Consider the following 15,153-nt stretch of genomic DNA (forward strand, 5'->3'; position numbering starts at 1 on the left):
CCTAGCCGAGCACGGCGGCCAGCACGGCCGCCGTGTCGGTGAGGTCGGTGAGCACGACGTGCGCGCCGGCCTCCCGCAGGTCGGCGACGCCGCTGCGGCCCGTCGCCACACCGATGGCCACGGCGCCGTGGCGCAGGGCGGCGTCCACGTCGTGCGGCGTGTCGCCGATGACGACGCACCGGAATTCGCGGGTGTGCTTGGCCGAGGCCAGCCGCACCGCCTCCAGCACCAGGTCGGGCCGGTGCTCGGACACCGAGCCGTAGCCGCCGAGCTCGAAGTCGACGTGCTCGTCGAGCCCGAACGCGGCCAGCTTGAACCGGGCGATCTCCACCAGGTTGCCGGTGACCAGCGACTGCACGACGTCCTCCCGCGCCGCCAACGCCTTCAGCGCCGCCGCCGCGCCGGGGAGCGCGCGTCCCCGCGACGGCAGCAGGCCTCGCTCCCGCGTGGCCACGTCGATCAGCTCCGCGTGCAGCCGCGCCACGAGTTCCTCGGTGGGCTCCAGGTCGTGTGCCGTCAACAGCTCCCGCGTGATGGCACGCTCGGTGCGGCCGGGGAAGCTGGGCACGTGCACGAGGTCCAGGCCCGCCGCGGCGCGCAACGCGGTGCGGTACCAGTCGTGCCCGAGGCCGCGGGCGTCGATCAACGTCAGGTCGATGTCCCACAGCACCAAGGTGCTCACGGCAACCGCACGCTTTCCAGGATGCGCTTCACGTCGTCGTCCGACGGTCCTTCGGCCACGTGCGGTCCGCCCTCGGCGACGTTGAGCACGAACACCGACACCTTGGAGCCGTTGCGCAGCGCCACCGCGCTGACCGTGGCCTTGGGGGCGTAGCAGGCGCTGGCGGACTTCGGCGTCACCTCGACGCTGAGCCGGACCACGTCCTCGGTCGCGGACTCCACCCGCGGCTCGCCGATCTCGGGCGGCGCGCCCGCGACGGTGTACCCGCCCGCAGCGATCCGGTTCACCAGCTCGGTGGCGACCTGCTCCGGGTCGTCGTCGATGATCGAACCGGCCGCCGCCTGCGCCTGGATCATGTCCCGGCCCTGGCACTGGAACGGCCGGGACACGTACGACGTGGTCAGCCTGATCCGGCCGGACGCGCCGCCGCCGCTGGACTCCCAGGTCGGCGGCAGCTCGTAGACCAGGCCCGCCTGCGAGTCGTCCACCGGCTGCCAGTCCGGCCGCGCCGCGGACGACGGTGACGAGCCCGACGTGGGCGGCGGTGCCGCGGCCCGGTCGTCACCGGAGTTCAGCACGAGCGCCGTCACGCCGCCGCCGACGACCAGCACGGCGACCACGGCGAGCGCGATCCACAACGGCGCGCGGCTCGGCCGCTTCGGCGGTTGCTGCTGGTAGACGCCCAGCCCGGTGTAGCTCACCGGCTCAGCGGCTTCACGGAGTCGACCATGCCCTGCAGGTCGGCCTCCGTCGGCGGCTTGGGCTCGGCCGGCCCGCCTTCGAGGTCGCCGTTGGCCATGAACACGTGGAAGCCCTTGTCGCCCTTGAGGACCAGCACCTTCACCACGCCCTTGGTGGCCAGGCAGGGGTCGCCCGAGGTGGTGGCGGTGGCGTCGACCTGGATGCCCTCGATGTCACCCAGGGGGCTGGGCACCTTCACCGGCTTGGGCTCGCCGAGCTTGACCTCGAACTTCGGCGCGGACTTGTAGTACTGGGTGGCGAGCTTCTCGGCGAAGTCCCTGGCCACCGCGGTCAGGTCGGTCTGCGGCACCACGACGCCGCCCGCGCCGCCGCGGTTGAACCCGTTGTTGCCGCAGTCGTAGGCGCCGGTGACGGTCAGGCCGGTCAGCTTCACGTCCTGCATCGCCTCGACCGGTGCGCTGTTGGGCGTGGGCGACCAGCCCTTGGGCACGTCGTAGCTGTAGGACAGGGCCTGCACGGGCAGGCAGTTCCAGCCGGGCTTGAGGGGCTCGCAGGTGAGGTTCGGCGCGCTCGACTCGGTCGTCTTCGCCGTGGTGGAGGTCGTCGTGGTGGGCGAGCCGCCAGTGGTGTTCTGCGCGACCGGGGTCGACTCCGGCCGGGTCAGCACGTACGCGGTCACGCCGCCGCCGACGAGGACGACCACGACCGCGCCGATCACCAGCCACAGCTTGGTCTTGCTCTTCTTGGGCGGGGGCTCGTCACCGCCGGAGAACACGCCGAGCCCACCGTAGGAACTGCCGTAGCTCTGCGGGAAGACCTGCTGCGGGTAGCCGTGGTCCTGCGGGCCCGAGTCGCCCTGGCCGGGCTGGCCGCCCCAGCCGGACTGCCCGTCACCTGGGTAAGTCACGGCCAAACCGTACCCGGTGTCCTCCGAACGCCGGACCGGTCCGATTTATTCAGCGCACGTTGACTTTGTCGGGCGGTGCGTCGTAGCCTCTAATTCAACACTTGATGAACAACCTGGGAGGACATCATGGCCGCACTGCACGACCGGCCGCCGGCGGTCATCGCGGTGGCCACCGCCGTCGTCGGCTCGTTGATCGCGCTCGTCCTGGGCCTGCTGACGTTCGGCGTCCAGGCGACGGTGCACCCGGAGGCGGTGCCGCTCGCGGTCGCCGTCGACGCCGGCGCACCGCCGCCGCTGCGCGGTGTCGCCGACAAGCTCGCCGGCGGCGACGTGGCGGAGGTCTCGTGGCGGGTGACCACGCCCGGCGAGGCGCGGGAGCTGCTGTCCCGCCAGGAGGTCTACGGGGTGCTCGAACTGGCGCCCGGCGGCGCGACCGTGGTGCTGTCCGGCGCGGTGAACCCGTCCGGCACGCAGGTCGCGCAACAGGTCCTCGGCGGCGTCGCGCAAGGGGCCGGGATGCCGGTGCAGGTCGTCACGCTGCACCCGGCGTCGGCCGCCGGTCGCACCGCACCGCTGGCCGCCAGTGCGCTGCTGTGGATCGCGGGTCTGGTCGCCGGGGCGGCGTTCGTGCTGCTGGCGCGCAAGCCGACCGCGGTCGGCCGGCTGGCGGGCGTGGCCACCACGACCGTGCTCGGCGTCGCGGTCGTGGCGGGCTTCTTCACGCTGTGGGACTCGTCCCTGCCGCTCGGCTGGGACGTGCTGGCCTACCTCGCCCTGGTCGGGGTGGCGTTCGCGCTGGTCCAGGGCGCCCTGCTGAGGCTGCTCGGCATCCGGGCGATGGCCGTGCTCGGCCCGCTGTACCTGATCGCGCCCGCGGTCGCGGGCCAGGTGCCGGAGCTGCTCGACCCGGCCTACCGGGCGTTGCTGTGGTCGTGGACGCCGTTCCGGTTCTCCGCCGAGGGGCTGCGCGCCCTGCTGCACGGCGGTTCGCCGAGCTCCGCCCAGGTCTGGGTGTTCGTGGCGCTCGCCGCGGTCGGGCTGGCCGTGCTGCTGCTACCCGGCAAGAAAGGTGAGCCGGACCTTGCGCACGGGGTTGTCGACGTTGGTGTCGACCAGGCAGACCGACTGCCAGGTGCCCAGCGCCAGCACACCGCCTAGCACCGGGATCGTCGCGTAGGGCGGCACGAGCGCGGGGAGCACGTGGTCACGGCCGTGGCCGGGCGTCCCGTGGCGGTGCCGCCACCTGCCGTCGGCGGGCAGCAGCTCGCGCAGCGCGGCGAGCAGGTCGTCGTCGCTGCCCGCGCCGGTCTCCAGCACGGCCAGCCCCGCGGTGGCGTGCGGCACCCAGAGGTGCAGCAGCCCGTCGCCGTCCACGTCGGCCAGGAAGTCCTCGCAGGCACGGGTGAGGTCGTGCACGACCTCCGTCGAGCCGGTGCGGATCTCGATCTCTTCGCTGCGCATGCCTCCAGAGCTTACGAACGGCCGCCGGGAAACCCGGTGCGCCGTCGTCGCCCGATCGGGCAGGATGCCGACCGTGATCCACACCGCCATCGTCACCGGCGCGAACCAGGGCATCGGAGCCGCGACCGCGAAGGCCTTGGCGGCCCAGGGCGCCAACGTCCTCATCACGTTCCTGCGCTTCGCGCCGACACCCGACCCGAGCCTGCCGGGCGAGTACTTCACCGCCCGCGAGTCGGACGCCGAGGACGTGGTCGCGGCCATCACCGAGGCGGGCGGCCAGGCGCACGCGCTGGAGGTCGACCTCACCGACACCTTGGCGCCCACCACGCTGTTCGACACCGCCGAGCGGATCTTCGGACCGGTCGACATCCTGGTCAACAACGCCTCCGGCTGGGTGCAGGACACGTTCCTGGCCGTGACCCAGGACCAGTTCGGCCGGGTCCTCCAGGCCGTCACGCCGCAGACGTTCGACGCGCAGTTCGCCGTGGACGCCCGCGCGGGCGCGTTGCTGATCGCCGAGTTCGCCCGCCGGCACATCGCCCGCGGCGGCAACTGGGGTCGCATCGTCGGCCTGACCTCCGGCGGCCCGCTCGGCTTCCCCGGCGAGGTGTCCTACGGCGCGGCGAAGGCGGCGCTGGACAACTACGCCCTGTCCGCGGCCGCCGAGCTGTGGCCGCACGGCATCACGTCGAACGTGGTCAAGCCGGGCGTCACCGACACCGGCTGGGTCAACGACGCGGTGCGCGCCCAGCACGACGTCTCGCAGCCCGAGGACGTCGCCAACGTGGTCGCGTTCCTCTGCTCGGACGCGGCGGCCAAGGTGACGAGGAACGTCATCACCCTGCACTGATCCCAGCCGGACCGATTCCAGCCGACCGGTCATTACTCGCTGGTAACATAGGCCTCGTGAAGGCTTCCCGTCTGCGCCGCGGCATGAACCTGTGGCCACCGTTCCTGTTCGCCGGCATCCGCGTGGTCGAGCTGTCCGACGACTACCGCCACGTCAAGGTCCGGATGCGGCTGCACTGGTGGAACCGCAACTACGTGGGCACCCACTTCGGCGGCTCGCTGTTCGCGATGACCGACCCGTTCTGGATGCTGCTCGTGCTGCACCACCTCGGCCGCGAGCACCTGGTGTGGGACCGGGCGGGCGAGATCGAGTTCGTCAAGCCGGGCCGCGGCACCGTGCACGCCGAGTTCCACCTGACCGACGAGCACCTGGACGAGCTGCGCTCCCGGGCCGCGGCCGACAACAAGGCCCTGGTGTGGTTCGCCACCGACGTCCTGGACGCCTCCGGCGAGGTCGTCGCCCGCACCCGCAAGCAGGTCTACGCCCGGCGCAAGAACCGCAATTCGGTGGACGGCGGGATCGCCGAGACCGTGTGATGATCCCATGCGTTCAGCCTTCGGCACGACCTTCGACGTCCCCCTCGGCTACCTGAACACCGCCGGCATCGGCGTCCCTCCCGCCCCGGTCGCCTCCGCCGTGTCCGACGCCGTGCGCCGGTGGACGGTCGGCGGGGACGGCCCCGGCGCGATCGACCCGCACGTGACCACCGCCCGCGAGGCGTTCGGGCGACTCGTGGGCGTGCCGTCGGACCGCGTCGCGATGGGCGCCTCCGCGTCCCAGCTGGTGGCCCTGGTGGCGGCCGGGCTGCCCGCCGACGCGTCGGTGCTCGTGGCGCGCGGCGAGTTCACCAGCCTCACGTTCCCGTTCGCGTCCCGTGGCCTGCGGGTCACCGAAGTCGATCTCGACGAGGTCGTGGCCGAGGCCGGTGCGCACGACCTCGTCGCCGTGAGCGTCGTGCAGTCCGCGGACGGGCGCGCGGTCGACCTGGACGGGCTGCGGGCGACCGGCGTGCCGGTGCTGCTGGACGCCTCGCAAGCCGTCGGCTGGATGCCGCTCGACCTGGGGTGGGCGGACTGGGTGGTGGCCGTCGGCTACAAGTTCTTGATGTCGCCGCGCGGGTGCGCGTGGCTCGCGTGCTCGCCGTCGGCGTTGGAGCGCACGGTGCCCGTCGCGGCGAACTGGTTCGCCGGTGACGACCCCTGGAGCACGGTGTACGGGCTTCCGCTGCGGCTCGCGCCCGACGCGCGGCGGCTCGACATCTCGCCGGTGTGGCTGTCCCAGATCGGTGCCGCGGCGTCGCTGCCGTACCTCGCCTCCCTCGACCTCGCGGCCGTGCGGGACCACGACGTGGCGCTGGCCGACGCGGTGCTGACCGGCCTCGGACTGCCCGCCCGCGGGTCCGCGATCGTGTCGCTCGACCTGCCGTCCGCCGGTGAACGGCTCGCGGCGGCGGGGGTGCGGTCCAGCATGCGCGCCGGACGCGTCCGACTCGCGTTTCACCTGTACAACACGGTGGAGGATGTCGATCTGGTGCTCACAGCGCTTGAGTGACCCTCTTCCGTTACCGTGGGTCTTTGTGTCGGTTCCTCCCGAATCACCCGAAGAGGTGACGCAGCGGATCCCGCCCATCCGACCGTCGGACACCGCGCCGCTGTGGCGGTCGGAGATCGGGCAGTTGGACTCGCTGCTGAGCTCGCCTCCACCGCCGCCGCCACCCCGGCAGCCCGCGGCCACGACGCGCTCGCGTCGCGGGATGGTGCTCAAGGGCCTCGGTCTGCTCGGCGTGGCCGTGGTGTCAGGGCTCGTGTGGCTGGTCGTGATGCCGAAGAACAACCCCACCGGCACACCCGCCACGACGTCCACGCCGGCCGGCGAGTTCGCTTTCAGCGCCTCGCCGGATGTGCCCGAGCCGTTGCAGGACAGCGACTGCGCGGTGCACGCGTACGGGCAGACCAAGACGTTCCTGACCAGCACGCCGTGCCAGCAGCTCACTCGCGGCCTGTACACGACCACCACTCCCGACGGGGTGACGGTCTACACGTCCGTGTCAGTCGTGCGGATGAAGACGGTCGAGGACGCCGCCAAGCTGAAGGACCTGACCACCCGGGACGGCACCGGCAACGTCAACGACCTGGTCAAGGACGGCGCCGTCCGCGTGCCGAACCTGACCACCCTGGCCAACGGCGGCTTCGCGGCCCGCCAGGACGACCGCGACGTGATCATCATCGAGTCGGACTCGATCAAGCACGGCCCCGACGAGGCCGCGCACAACCGCATGATGAAGCGGATCAGCAACGACGCCTTCCGCCTCGCCGCCGACCTCAACGCCTAACCCACCCCCGCACCGGGGAACGCGATCGACGTCGGGGTCAACCCCGCCGCCTTGCGCCACCGCGTCGCACGCACCGCCGACACCGTCAGCGCGTCCAACGCCGACGTCCGCAGCGCCCCGTCCCCGGTCCGCTCCAACACCCCGCGCCAAGCCACGCACGCATCGGTCTCCACCGCCACCAACGCCGCGATGGCCGACGTCGCGCTGTCCACCGGCTGCGGCGGGAGGTAGGCCGCCGCCGGTGGCTCGGGCGTGGCTCCGGCGTCACGCAACCACCGCTCCGTCACGTCCCGCCGAGCCCGGTGCGCGTTCGCACCGTCCGCCACCGCCGCCGACTGCTGCGGCACCGAGATGAAGGCGCTCACCAACCCGTACGTCCACACCGCCGCGTGCTCCGCCGCCAACGCGACCTGCACCGCCTCGACGCTCACGACAACGCCTCCACCAAGCTCGCGCACCCGGCCGCCACCGAGGCCACCAACCCCACCCGGTGCGACTCCACCGACGCCACCAGGTCACCCGCCTGCTTCTGCGCGGCCTGCAACGCCGGCACCAAGGCCTCGCGCGCCGCGCCCACCGGCGGCGCCACCGAAGCCGTCGTCGTCGGCGCCGCGGACGACCCGGGCACCCGCGGCGTGGCCCGATCCACCTCCGCCCGCAACCGCACGGCGTGCTCGGTGCGCACCGCCGCCGTCTCGGGTGCGCCGACCGCCGTGGCCAGCGCGGCGTCCGACAGCGCCGCCTGCACCAACGCCGCCAGCGGGTCCGGCGGCGGTGGAGGTGGCGGGGGTGTGGTGCACGCGACTGCCAACGGCGCCGTCGCCGTCGCCAGCAGCACCGCGCGCCTGCTGAACGCCGTTCTTCCGATCACGTGTCCCGATCCTGCCAGAGCGGCCCGCGCCGCCTCCCGGAGCCGCTACCTCCACCGGAAGCCGTCCCTCGAACCCGGCTCCACGTCCGCGGCACGTGGGGGGCCGCCGGACGAGATAGTCTGGGCGACCACGGCCGGCGAAGTGCAGCGTCGGCCGGGGTTGCCGTGCCCTCTGCACTCGAAGAGAACTTGGAGTCACCACGTGTCCAGCCCGCCGCGCGGAGAACTCGCCGCGCAGCTAGCACCCGTCGTGCGGGAGGCGGTCGAGGCGATCGGCTTCGACCTCGAACTGCTCGACGTGAACCAGGCTGGGCGTCGCAGGCTGGTCAAGGTGGTCGTGGACGGCGACGAGGGGATCGGCCTGGACGAGGTGGCGCAGGCCAGTCGCGCCGTGTCCGCCGCCCTCGACGCGCACGAGCACCTGATCGCCGGGCCGTACACGCTCGAGGTCACCTCGCCCGGCGCGGACCGCCCGCTCACCAAGCCACGCCACTGGAAGCGCAACCGGCTGCGCCTGGTGAAGGTCAAGCAGCCGGAGCAGGTCGAGTGGTTCGGCCGCGTCGGCGACGCCGACGACACCGGCGTCGTGCTGCTGGTCAAGGGCGAGCTGCGCCGCGTCGAGTACCGGACGATCGAGCGCGCCGTCGTCGAAGTCGAGTTCAAGCAGCCGCCCGTCGAAGAGCTCGCGCTCCTGGACGGCAAGCACCTGAAGGAGGAGTCGGAGTGAACGTCGACATCGCCGCTCTCAGGGCGATCGAACGGGACAAGGACATCCCCTTCGACACCGTTCTCGAAGCCATCGAGACCGCCCTGCTGACCGCCTACAAGCACACCGAGGGCCACCACTCGCACTCCCGCGTCGAGATCGACCGCAAGACCGGCATGGTGCGCGTGCTGGCCCAGGAGCTCAACCCGGACGGCACCGTGGCCGAGGAGTGGGACGACACCCCCGAGGGGTTCGGCCGCATCGCCGCCACCACCGCCCGCCAGGTCATCCTGCAACGCCTGCGCGACGCCGAGCACGAGCGCACGTTCGGCGAGTTCTCCGCCAAGGAGGGCGAGATCATCGCCGGCGTCGTGCAGCGCGACGCCCGCGCCAACGCCCGCGGCATGGTCGTCGTCCAGATAGGGGACACCGAAGGCGTGCTGCCGCCCGCCGAGCAGGTGCCCGGCGAGTCCTACGAGCACGGCTCGCGGCTCAAGTGCTACGTCGTGGGCGTGTCCCGCGGCGCGCGCGGCCCTCAGATCACCCTCTCCCGCACCCACCCGAACCTGGTGCGCCGGCTCTTCGCGCTCGAAGTGCCGGAGATCGCCGACGGCACCGTCGAGATCCCCGCGGTGGCACGTGAGGCAGGTCACCGTTCGAAGATCGCGGTCCGCACCGCCGTCCCCGGCGTCAACGCCAAGGGCGCGTGCATCGGGCCGATGGGCGCACGGGTGCGCAACGTCATGAGCGAGCTGGCCGGTGAGAAGATCGACATCATCGACCACTCCGACGACCCGGCCACGTTCGTCGGGAATGCCCTGTCGCCGGCGAAGGTTGTCTCCGTGCGGGTGCTCGACGAGCGCGCCAAGACGGCACGCGTCGTGGTCCCGGACTTCCAGCTCTCCCTCGCCATCGGCAAGGAGGGCCAGAACGCCCGGCTGGCCGCCCGGCTCACCGGCTGGCGCATCGACATCCGCAGCGACGCGGAGGCCGTCGGGTCCGCTCCGGCAGGCGCCGGCGGGGCCGCTCCGGCGGGCGCACCGGCAGGCGGTTCGGCGGCCGGATCGGCATCGGGTCCGACCGAATCGGCATCCGGTTCGGCTGAATAAGCAACAGGGGATAGACTTCTCAGTGGTTCAACGTCGGGGATCGGATCTCACGCACATCGGCCCGGTTCGTACGTGCATCGGATGCCGCGCTCGGACGTTGCCCTCCGAGCTGCTGCGCGTGGTGGTCGTGGACGGGACCGTGGTCCCGGACACACATCGACGGTTGCCCGGTAGGGGAGCATGGCTGCACCCCGATCCGGACTGCCTCCGCAACGCCGAGAAGCGACGGGCGTTCCCCAGGGCCTTCCGGGTCCAGGGACCGCTCGACGTGGAACGCGTGCGCGGTCACCTCGAGCAGTGTGGGCAGGAGGTCGCGGGATCGCCCCGTGACCAGCAGGAAGCAAGGAAGCAGGTCGACCCGTCATGAGTCAGCCGTGAAGCTGAAGACATGAACGCGCGACGTTAAGACGAGGTCGACGGGACTTGCCCGCCGGCCTCCCTCACAGAGGAGTGCAGTGGCAGGTAAGGCCCGCGTGCACGAGCTCGCCAAAGAGCTCGGTGTCACGAGTAAAGAACTACTCAGCAAGCTCGCCGACCAGGGCGAATACGTGAAGTCCGCGTCCAGCACCGTCGAGGCCCCGGTGGCTCGGCGGCTCCGTGACGCCTACGCCAAGGGCGACGCGAAGCCCAAGTCGGCCGGTGCCCGCCCGGCGCCGCCGAAGCCCGCGCCGTCGAGCCCGACCTCGGGCGAGACCAAGGGCGAGGGCACCCCGCGTCCGCCGGCTCCGGCCGGCAAGCCGGGTCCGCGCCCCGTGCCCGGTCCCAAGCCGATGGCGCCGAAGCCGGTGGCCAAGCCCGACGTCGCCCCGGCCGCGCCGGCCGCGCAGGCACCCGCCCCGGCCGCGCCCGTCGTGCAGCCGCAGGCGCCCGCCGCGGCCTCGGCTCCCGCACCCGCCGCCAGGCCGGCTGCCGCCGCACCTCAGCAGCCGCAGCAGCAGCCGCAGCAGCAGCCCCAGGCACCTCAGCAGGCGCCGCGGACCAGTGGCCCCGGCCCCCGTCCCGGCCCGCGCGCACCGCAGCAGCAGCCCGCGGCGGCGCAGAACACCCCTCCGTCCGTGGTCCCGCCGCGCCCGCAGGCTCCCAAGCCCGCGGGTCCGCGGCCCCCGCGTCCGGGCAACAACCCGTTCGGCGTGGGCGGTGGCGCTCCGGCGCCGCGTCCGCAGGCGCCTCGCCCGGCCTCGCCGGGTGGCGGCGAGCGTCCGTCCGGCCCCAAGCCCGGTGACTCGCGTCCGGCCGGCCCCCGTCCGGGTGGCTCCGGTGGCGGTCCCGGCGGTCCCCGGCCCAACCCCGGCAACATGCCGCCTCGGCCGAACCCGGGCATGATGCCCGGTCGTCCGGCGCCCCGTCCCGGTGGCGGTGGTGGCGGCGGCGGTCGTGGCCCCGGTGGTCCCGGTGGCGGTGGCGGCGGTCGTGGCCCCGGTGGCGGCGGCGGTCGTCCCGGTGGCGGCGGTGGCGGTGGCGGCGGCGGTGGCTTCCGTCCCGGTGGTGGCGGTGGCGGCGGCGCCGGTGGCGGCTTCCGCCCTGGTGGCGGCGGTGGCGGCGGCGGTGGCTTCCGCCCCGGCGGCGGTGGCGGCGGTGGCGGTGGCGCACCGGCCGGTGGTGGCGGCGGTTTCCGCGGTCGTCCCGGTGGTGGCGGTCCCGGTGGTCGCGGCGGTGCCGCGGGTGCCTTCGGCCGTCCCGGTGGTCCGGCGCGTCGTGGCCGCAAGTCCAAGCGCCAGAAGCGCCAGGAGTACATGGACAACATGCAGGCGCCGTCGGTCGGTGGCGTCCGCTTGCCCAAGGGCGGCGGCGAGACGATCCGGCTCCCGCGCGGCGCTTCGCTGACCGACTTCGCCGACAAGATCAACGCCAACCCGGCCTCGCTGGTGCAGGTGTTGTTCCACCTCGGCGAGATGGTCACCGCGACGCAGTCCGTCTCCGACGAGATCCTGGAGCTCCTGGGCTCCGAGATGAACTACAACGTGCAGGTCGTGTCCCCCGAGGAGGAGGACCGCGAGCTGCTCGGGACGTTCGACATCACCTACGGCGACGACGCCGGCGGCGAGGACGACCTCCAGATCCGTCCGCCGGTCGTGACCGTCATGGGTCACGTCGACCACGGTAAGACGCGCCTGTTGGACACCATCCGCACGGCGAAGGTCGCCGAGGGCGAGGCCGGTGGCATCACCCAGCACATCGGTGCCTACCAGGTGAACACGGAGCTCGAGGGCAACGAGCGCCTGATCACCTTCATCGACACCCCGGGTCACGAGGCGTTCACCGCCATGCGTGCGCGTGGTGCGAACTCGACCGACATCGCGGTCATCGTGGTGGCGGCCGACGACGGCGTGATGCCGCAGACGGTGGAGGCGATCAACCACGCCCAGGCGGCCAACGCGCCGATCGTGGTCGCGGTCAACAAGATCGACAAGGAGGGGGCCAACCCCGCCAAGATCCGCCAGCAGCTCACCGAGTACGGGCTGGTCGCCGAGGAGTACGGCGGCGACACCATGTTCGTCGACATCTCGGCGAAGCAGGGCATCAACATCGACGGCCTGCTGGAAGCGATCCTGCTGACCGCCGACGCCTCGCTCGACCTGCGGGCCAACCCGGAGATGGAGGCGCAGGGCGTCGCCATCGAGGCGCACCTGGACCGCGGTCGCGGTCCGGTGGCCACGGTGCTGGTGCAGCGCGGTTCGCTGCGCGTGGGTGACTCGATCGTGGCGGGTGCCGCCTACGGTCGCGTGCGCCGCATGGTGGACGAGCACGGCGTGGACGTCACGGTGGCGACGCCGTCGCGTCCGGTGCAGGTCATCGGTCTGACCTCGGTGCCCGGCGCGGGCGACACGTTCCTCGTGGTCGAGGAGGACCGGGTGGCCCGGCAGATCGCCGAGCGCCGCCAGGCCCGCAACCGCAACGCGATGAACGCCGCGAAGCGCAAGCGCGTCAGCCTGGAAGACCTCGACGCCGCGTTGAAGGAGACCAGCGCCCTCACCTTGATCATCAAGGGCGACAACTCCGGTACCGTCGAGGCGCTGGAAGACGCGTTGATGAAGATCGAGGTCGGCGACGACGTCGAGCTGCGGGTCATCCACCGCGGCGTCGGTGGCATCACCGAAGGCGACATCAACCTCGCCGTCGCGGGTAGCGCCATCGTCCTGGGCTTCAACGTCCGGGCCGAGGGCAAGGCCACCGAACTCGCCAACCGCGAGGGCGTGGACGTCCGCTACTACACGGTGATCTACCAGGCGATCGACGAGATCGAGCAGGCCCTGAAGGGCATGCTCAAGCCGGAGTACGAAGAGGTCCAGCTGGGCCGCGCGGAGGTCCGCGAGGTCTTCAAGTCCTCCAAGGTCGGCACGATCGCCGGTTGCCTCGTGATGTCGGGCGAGATCCGCCGCAACGCGCGGGCACGTCTGCTGCGTGACAACAACGTCATCCAGGAGAACCTGCCCATCAGCTCGCTGCGCCGGTTCAAGGAGGACGCCACCGAGGTCCGCGAGGGCTTCGAGTGCGGTCTGACGCTCGGCAACTACAGCGACCTCAAGGTCGGCGACCTGATCGAGACGTTCGAGATGCGCGAGAAGCCGCGCGCCTGATCGTCTTCAGCCAGGTGCGGGGCCGTCAGCGATGGCGGCCCCGCACCCTTGACCACGACACCTGGTGATGATCCGTGTTCGTCGGTGCCCTTGAGCTGGACGTGCTGCTCGGCGACGTCCACTCGTTGAAGCAGAAGCGGTCGGTGGTCAAGCCGGTCGTGGCCGAGCTGCGCCGCAGGTTCGAGGTGTCGGTCGCCGAGGCGGGCCACCTCGACCTGCACCGCCGCGCCCTGATCGGAGTGGCGGCCGTCGCTGCCGACGCCGAGCATGTGAGGGACGTCATGGCCGCCTGCGAGCGGCTCGTGGCCGGACGGCCCGAACTGGAACTTCTCTCCGCCCGCCACAGGTTGGTCGGGCCGGAGGACGACTAGCAGACGTCGCCGCCGAGGCGATCCATCGCAACGACAGGAGGGGAGCGCCGTGGCCGACCAGGCACGGGCTCGCAAGCTCGCCAAGCGGATCTCGCAGATCGTGGCTTCCGCGTTGGAGCACGAGGTGAAGGACCCGAGGCTGGCCCGCGTCACCATCACCGACACGAGGGTGACCGGCGACCTGCACGACGCGACGGTCTACTACACCGTGCTCGGCGAGCGGCTGGACTCCGAGCCGGACCTCGCGGGGGCCGCGGCGGCGTTGGAGAGCGCCAAGGGCGTGCTGCGCACCATGGTCGGCCAGCAGACCGGCGTCCGGTTCACGCCGACCCTGTCGTTCGTCACCGACACCGTGCCCGACGAGGCGCGCCGGATGGACGAGCTGCTGGCCAAGGCGCGGGAGCTGGACGCCGAGGTGGCGCGCATCGCGCACGGCGCGGAACCCGCGGGCGAACCCGACCCGTACAAGCCTCCGCGCGAGGCCGAGGACGCCGACTAGCGTTCTCGCCGTGCACAACGAGCTGAGCCCGAACGACCTGGGCGACCCCACCGGCCTGGTTCACCCCACCGACGGGGGTGACGCCGGCGCCCGCGGTGATGCCACCGACCTGGGCACGGCACTGGCCGAGGCCGCCCGCGTCCTGTCCACGGCCACCGACGTCACGCTGCTGGCGCACGTGAACCCCGACGCGGACGCGTTGGGCAGCGCGTTGGCGCTGGGACTGGTCCTGCACCGCCGTGGCGCGGTGGTCCGGGTGTCGTTCGGTGCGCCCGACGAGGTGCCGGAGACGTTGCGGAACCTGGACGTGGCCGGGTTGCTGGTGCCCGCATCAGCCGTGCCCGCCGCGCCGCCCGTGCTGGTCGCGTTGGACACCGGCAGCGTGGGGCGGCTCGGCCCGTTGGCCGACCGGGTGTCCACCGCCGGTGTGGTGGTGGTGCTGGACCACCACGTGTCGAACCCCGGGTTCGGGCACGTGAACGTGGTGGACGACCGCGCCGAGGCGACCGCGATCGTGGTGCTGCGGTTGCTGGACGCGTTGGGCGTGGAGCTGGACGAACCGGTGGCGCGATGCGTCTACGCCGGTCTGGTGACGGACACGCGGTCGTTCCGGCACGCGTCGGCGACGACGCACGAGGTGGCCGCACGGCTGCTCGCGGCCGGGGTGGACGCCGAGGCGGTGGCCCGGCCGTTGATGGACTCCCACCCGTTCGGGTACCTCGGGATGTTGGCGAAGGTGCTGAGCCGGGCGTGCCTGGAGCGTGAGGCCGCCGGCGGGCTGGGGTTCGTGCACGCCGTCGTGACGTTGGAGGACGCCTCCGGGCTGCGGCCCGAGGAGGTGGAGAGCGTGGTCGACCTGGTGCGGACCACGGCCGAGGCCGAGGTGGCGGCGGTGCTGAAGGAGCTGCGGCCGTCGTCGTGGTCGGTGTCGTTGCGCGCGGTGAGCGCGGTGGACGTGCGCGAGGTGGCGCAGCTGCTCGGCGGCGGTGGTCACCGGCTGGCCGCGGGCTTCACCGCCACCGGTCCGGCTGACGAGGTGCTGACGCGCCTGCGTGCCGCCCTGGAGACGGTCGCCGCGTCCTGAG

Annotated in this window: 18 protein-coding genes; 12 read left to right on the forward strand and 6 right to left on the reverse strand. The window is 72.5% G+C overall.

Annotated elements, in window-relative coordinates:
• Position 1 precedes the first annotated feature (1 nt).
• Genes ACYVLT_RS20905 through ACYVLT_RS20915 form a run of 3 tightly spaced genes read right to left on the reverse strand, consistent with a single transcriptional unit; the run spans position 2 to position 2,291 of the window.
• Positions 2-682: an HAD family hydrolase gene (locus tag ACYVLT_RS20905; protein ID WP_461121856.1), complete on the reverse strand. Its 681-nt coding sequence runs from the start codon at positions 680-682 to the stop codon at positions 2-4.
• Positions 679-1,383: a hypothetical protein gene (locus ACYVLT_RS20910; RefSeq protein WP_461121857.1), complete on the reverse strand. Its 705-nt coding sequence runs from the start codon at positions 1,381-1,383 to the stop codon at positions 679-681. The genes ACYVLT_RS20905 and ACYVLT_RS20910 overlap by 4 nt, the downstream gene beginning before the upstream one ends.
• Complete coding sequence (locus ACYVLT_RS20915) at positions 1,380-2,291, reverse strand: hypothetical protein (protein ID WP_461121858.1); 912 nt, start codon at positions 2,289-2,291, stop codon at positions 1,380-1,382. The genes ACYVLT_RS20910 and ACYVLT_RS20915 overlap by 4 nt, the downstream gene beginning before the upstream one ends.
• A 126-nt stretch (positions 2,292-2,417) precedes the next feature.
• Between ACYVLT_RS20915 and ACYVLT_RS20920 the strand changes: the two genes are divergently transcribed.
• Positions 2,418-3,449: an ABC transporter permease gene (locus tag ACYVLT_RS20920; protein ID WP_461121859.1), complete on the forward strand. Its 1,032-nt coding sequence runs from the start codon at positions 2,418-2,420 to the stop codon at positions 3,447-3,449.
• Here the strand turns inward: ACYVLT_RS20920 and ACYVLT_RS20925 are convergent.
• A complete protein-coding gene (locus tag ACYVLT_RS20925; RefSeq protein WP_123746036.1) occupies positions 3,345-3,752 on the reverse strand; it encodes a YjbQ family protein in 408 nt (135 codons plus the stop codon). The genes ACYVLT_RS20920 and ACYVLT_RS20925 overlap by 105 nt on opposite strands.
• 64 nt (positions 3,753-3,816) lie before the next feature.
• On the opposite strand from ACYVLT_RS20925, the gene ACYVLT_RS20930 reads away from it, so the two are divergent.
• The 4 genes from ACYVLT_RS20930 to ACYVLT_RS20945 are packed head-to-tail and all read left to right on the forward strand — an operon-like array spanning position 3,817 to position 6,934.
• A complete protein-coding gene (locus ACYVLT_RS20930) occupies positions 3,817-4,602 on the forward strand; it encodes an SDR family NAD(P)-dependent oxidoreductase (RefSeq protein WP_461121860.1) in 786 nt (261 codons plus the stop codon).
• A gap of 56 nt (positions 4,603-4,658) precedes the next feature.
• Positions 4,659-5,138: a DUF4442 domain-containing protein gene (locus ACYVLT_RS20935; protein WP_461121861.1), complete on the forward strand. Its 480-nt coding sequence runs from the start codon at positions 4,659-4,661 to the stop codon at positions 5,136-5,138.
• Between the two features lie 7 nt (positions 5,139-5,145).
• Positions 5,146-6,153: an aminotransferase class V-fold PLP-dependent enzyme gene (locus ACYVLT_RS20940; RefSeq protein ID WP_461121862.1), complete on the forward strand. Its 1,008-nt coding sequence runs from the start codon at positions 5,146-5,148 to the stop codon at positions 6,151-6,153.
• A gap of 25 nt (positions 6,154-6,178) precedes the next feature.
• Positions 6,179-6,934 (forward strand): hypothetical protein, encoded by a 756-nt coding sequence (locus ACYVLT_RS20945; protein WP_461121863.1) that lies wholly within the window; start codon positions 6,179-6,181, stop codon positions 6,932-6,934.
• On the opposite strand, the gene ACYVLT_RS20950 is transcribed toward ACYVLT_RS20945, so the two are convergent.
• Both ACYVLT_RS20950 and ACYVLT_RS20955 read right to left on the reverse strand, forming a co-directional pair.
• Positions 6,931-7,365: a ferritin-like domain-containing protein gene (locus ACYVLT_RS20950; protein WP_461121864.1), complete on the reverse strand. Its 435-nt coding sequence runs from the start codon at positions 7,363-7,365 to the stop codon at positions 6,931-6,933. The two genes, ACYVLT_RS20945 and ACYVLT_RS20950, sit on opposite strands and share 4 nt — an antisense overlap.
• The gene (locus ACYVLT_RS20955) at positions 7,362-7,805 is read right to left on the reverse strand and encodes a hypothetical protein (RefSeq protein WP_461121865.1); all 444 of its coding nucleotides are present in this window, start codon (positions 7,803-7,805) and stop codon (positions 7,362-7,364) included. The genes ACYVLT_RS20950 and ACYVLT_RS20955 overlap by 4 nt, the downstream gene beginning before the upstream one ends.
• 202 nt (positions 7,806-8,007) lie before the next feature.
• On the opposite strand from ACYVLT_RS20955, the gene rimP reads away from it, so the two are divergent.
• From rimP to ACYVLT_RS20990, 7 genes are all read left to right on the forward strand, one after another.
• The gene (gene rimP, locus ACYVLT_RS20960; protein ID WP_461121866.1) at positions 8,008-8,532 is read left to right on the forward strand and encodes a ribosome maturation factor RimP; all 525 of its coding nucleotides are present in this window, start codon (positions 8,008-8,010) and stop codon (positions 8,530-8,532) included.
• Entirely contained in the window at positions 8,529-9,620 is a 1,092-nt protein-coding gene (gene nusA / locus ACYVLT_RS20965; protein WP_461121867.1) for a transcription termination factor NusA, read from the forward strand. Before rimP ends, nusA begins: the two co-directional genes overlap by 4 nt.
• A gap of 22 nt (positions 9,621-9,642) precedes the next feature.
• On the forward strand, positions 9,643-9,987 hold the full coding sequence (locus tag ACYVLT_RS20970) for a YlxR family protein (protein WP_360447420.1): 345 nt from the start codon (positions 9,643-9,645) through the stop codon (positions 9,985-9,987).
• An 88-nt stretch (positions 9,988-10,075) separates the two neighbouring features.
• The gene (gene infB / locus ACYVLT_RS20975; protein ID WP_461121868.1) at positions 10,076-13,198 is read left to right on the forward strand and encodes a translation initiation factor IF-2; all 3,123 of its coding nucleotides are present in this window, start codon (positions 10,076-10,078) and stop codon (positions 13,196-13,198) included.
• 74 nt (positions 13,199-13,272) lie between these two features.
• Entirely contained in the window at positions 13,273-13,569 is a 297-nt protein-coding gene (locus ACYVLT_RS20980; RefSeq protein ID WP_230570286.1) for a DUF503 domain-containing protein, read from the forward strand.
• A gap of 49 nt (positions 13,570-13,618) precedes the next feature.
• On the forward strand, positions 13,619-14,068 hold the full coding sequence (gene rbfA / locus ACYVLT_RS20985; RefSeq protein WP_461121869.1) for a 30S ribosome-binding factor RbfA: 450 nt from the start codon (positions 13,619-13,621) through the stop codon (positions 14,066-14,068).
• A gap of 121 nt (positions 14,069-14,189) precedes the next feature.
• On the forward strand, positions 14,190-15,152 hold the full coding sequence (locus ACYVLT_RS20990; protein ID WP_461122258.1) for a DHH family phosphoesterase: 963 nt from the start codon (positions 14,190-14,192) through the stop codon (positions 15,150-15,152).
• Position 15,153: the final 1 nt, after the last annotated feature.

Source organism: Saccharothrix stipae (genome assembly GCF_054781895.1).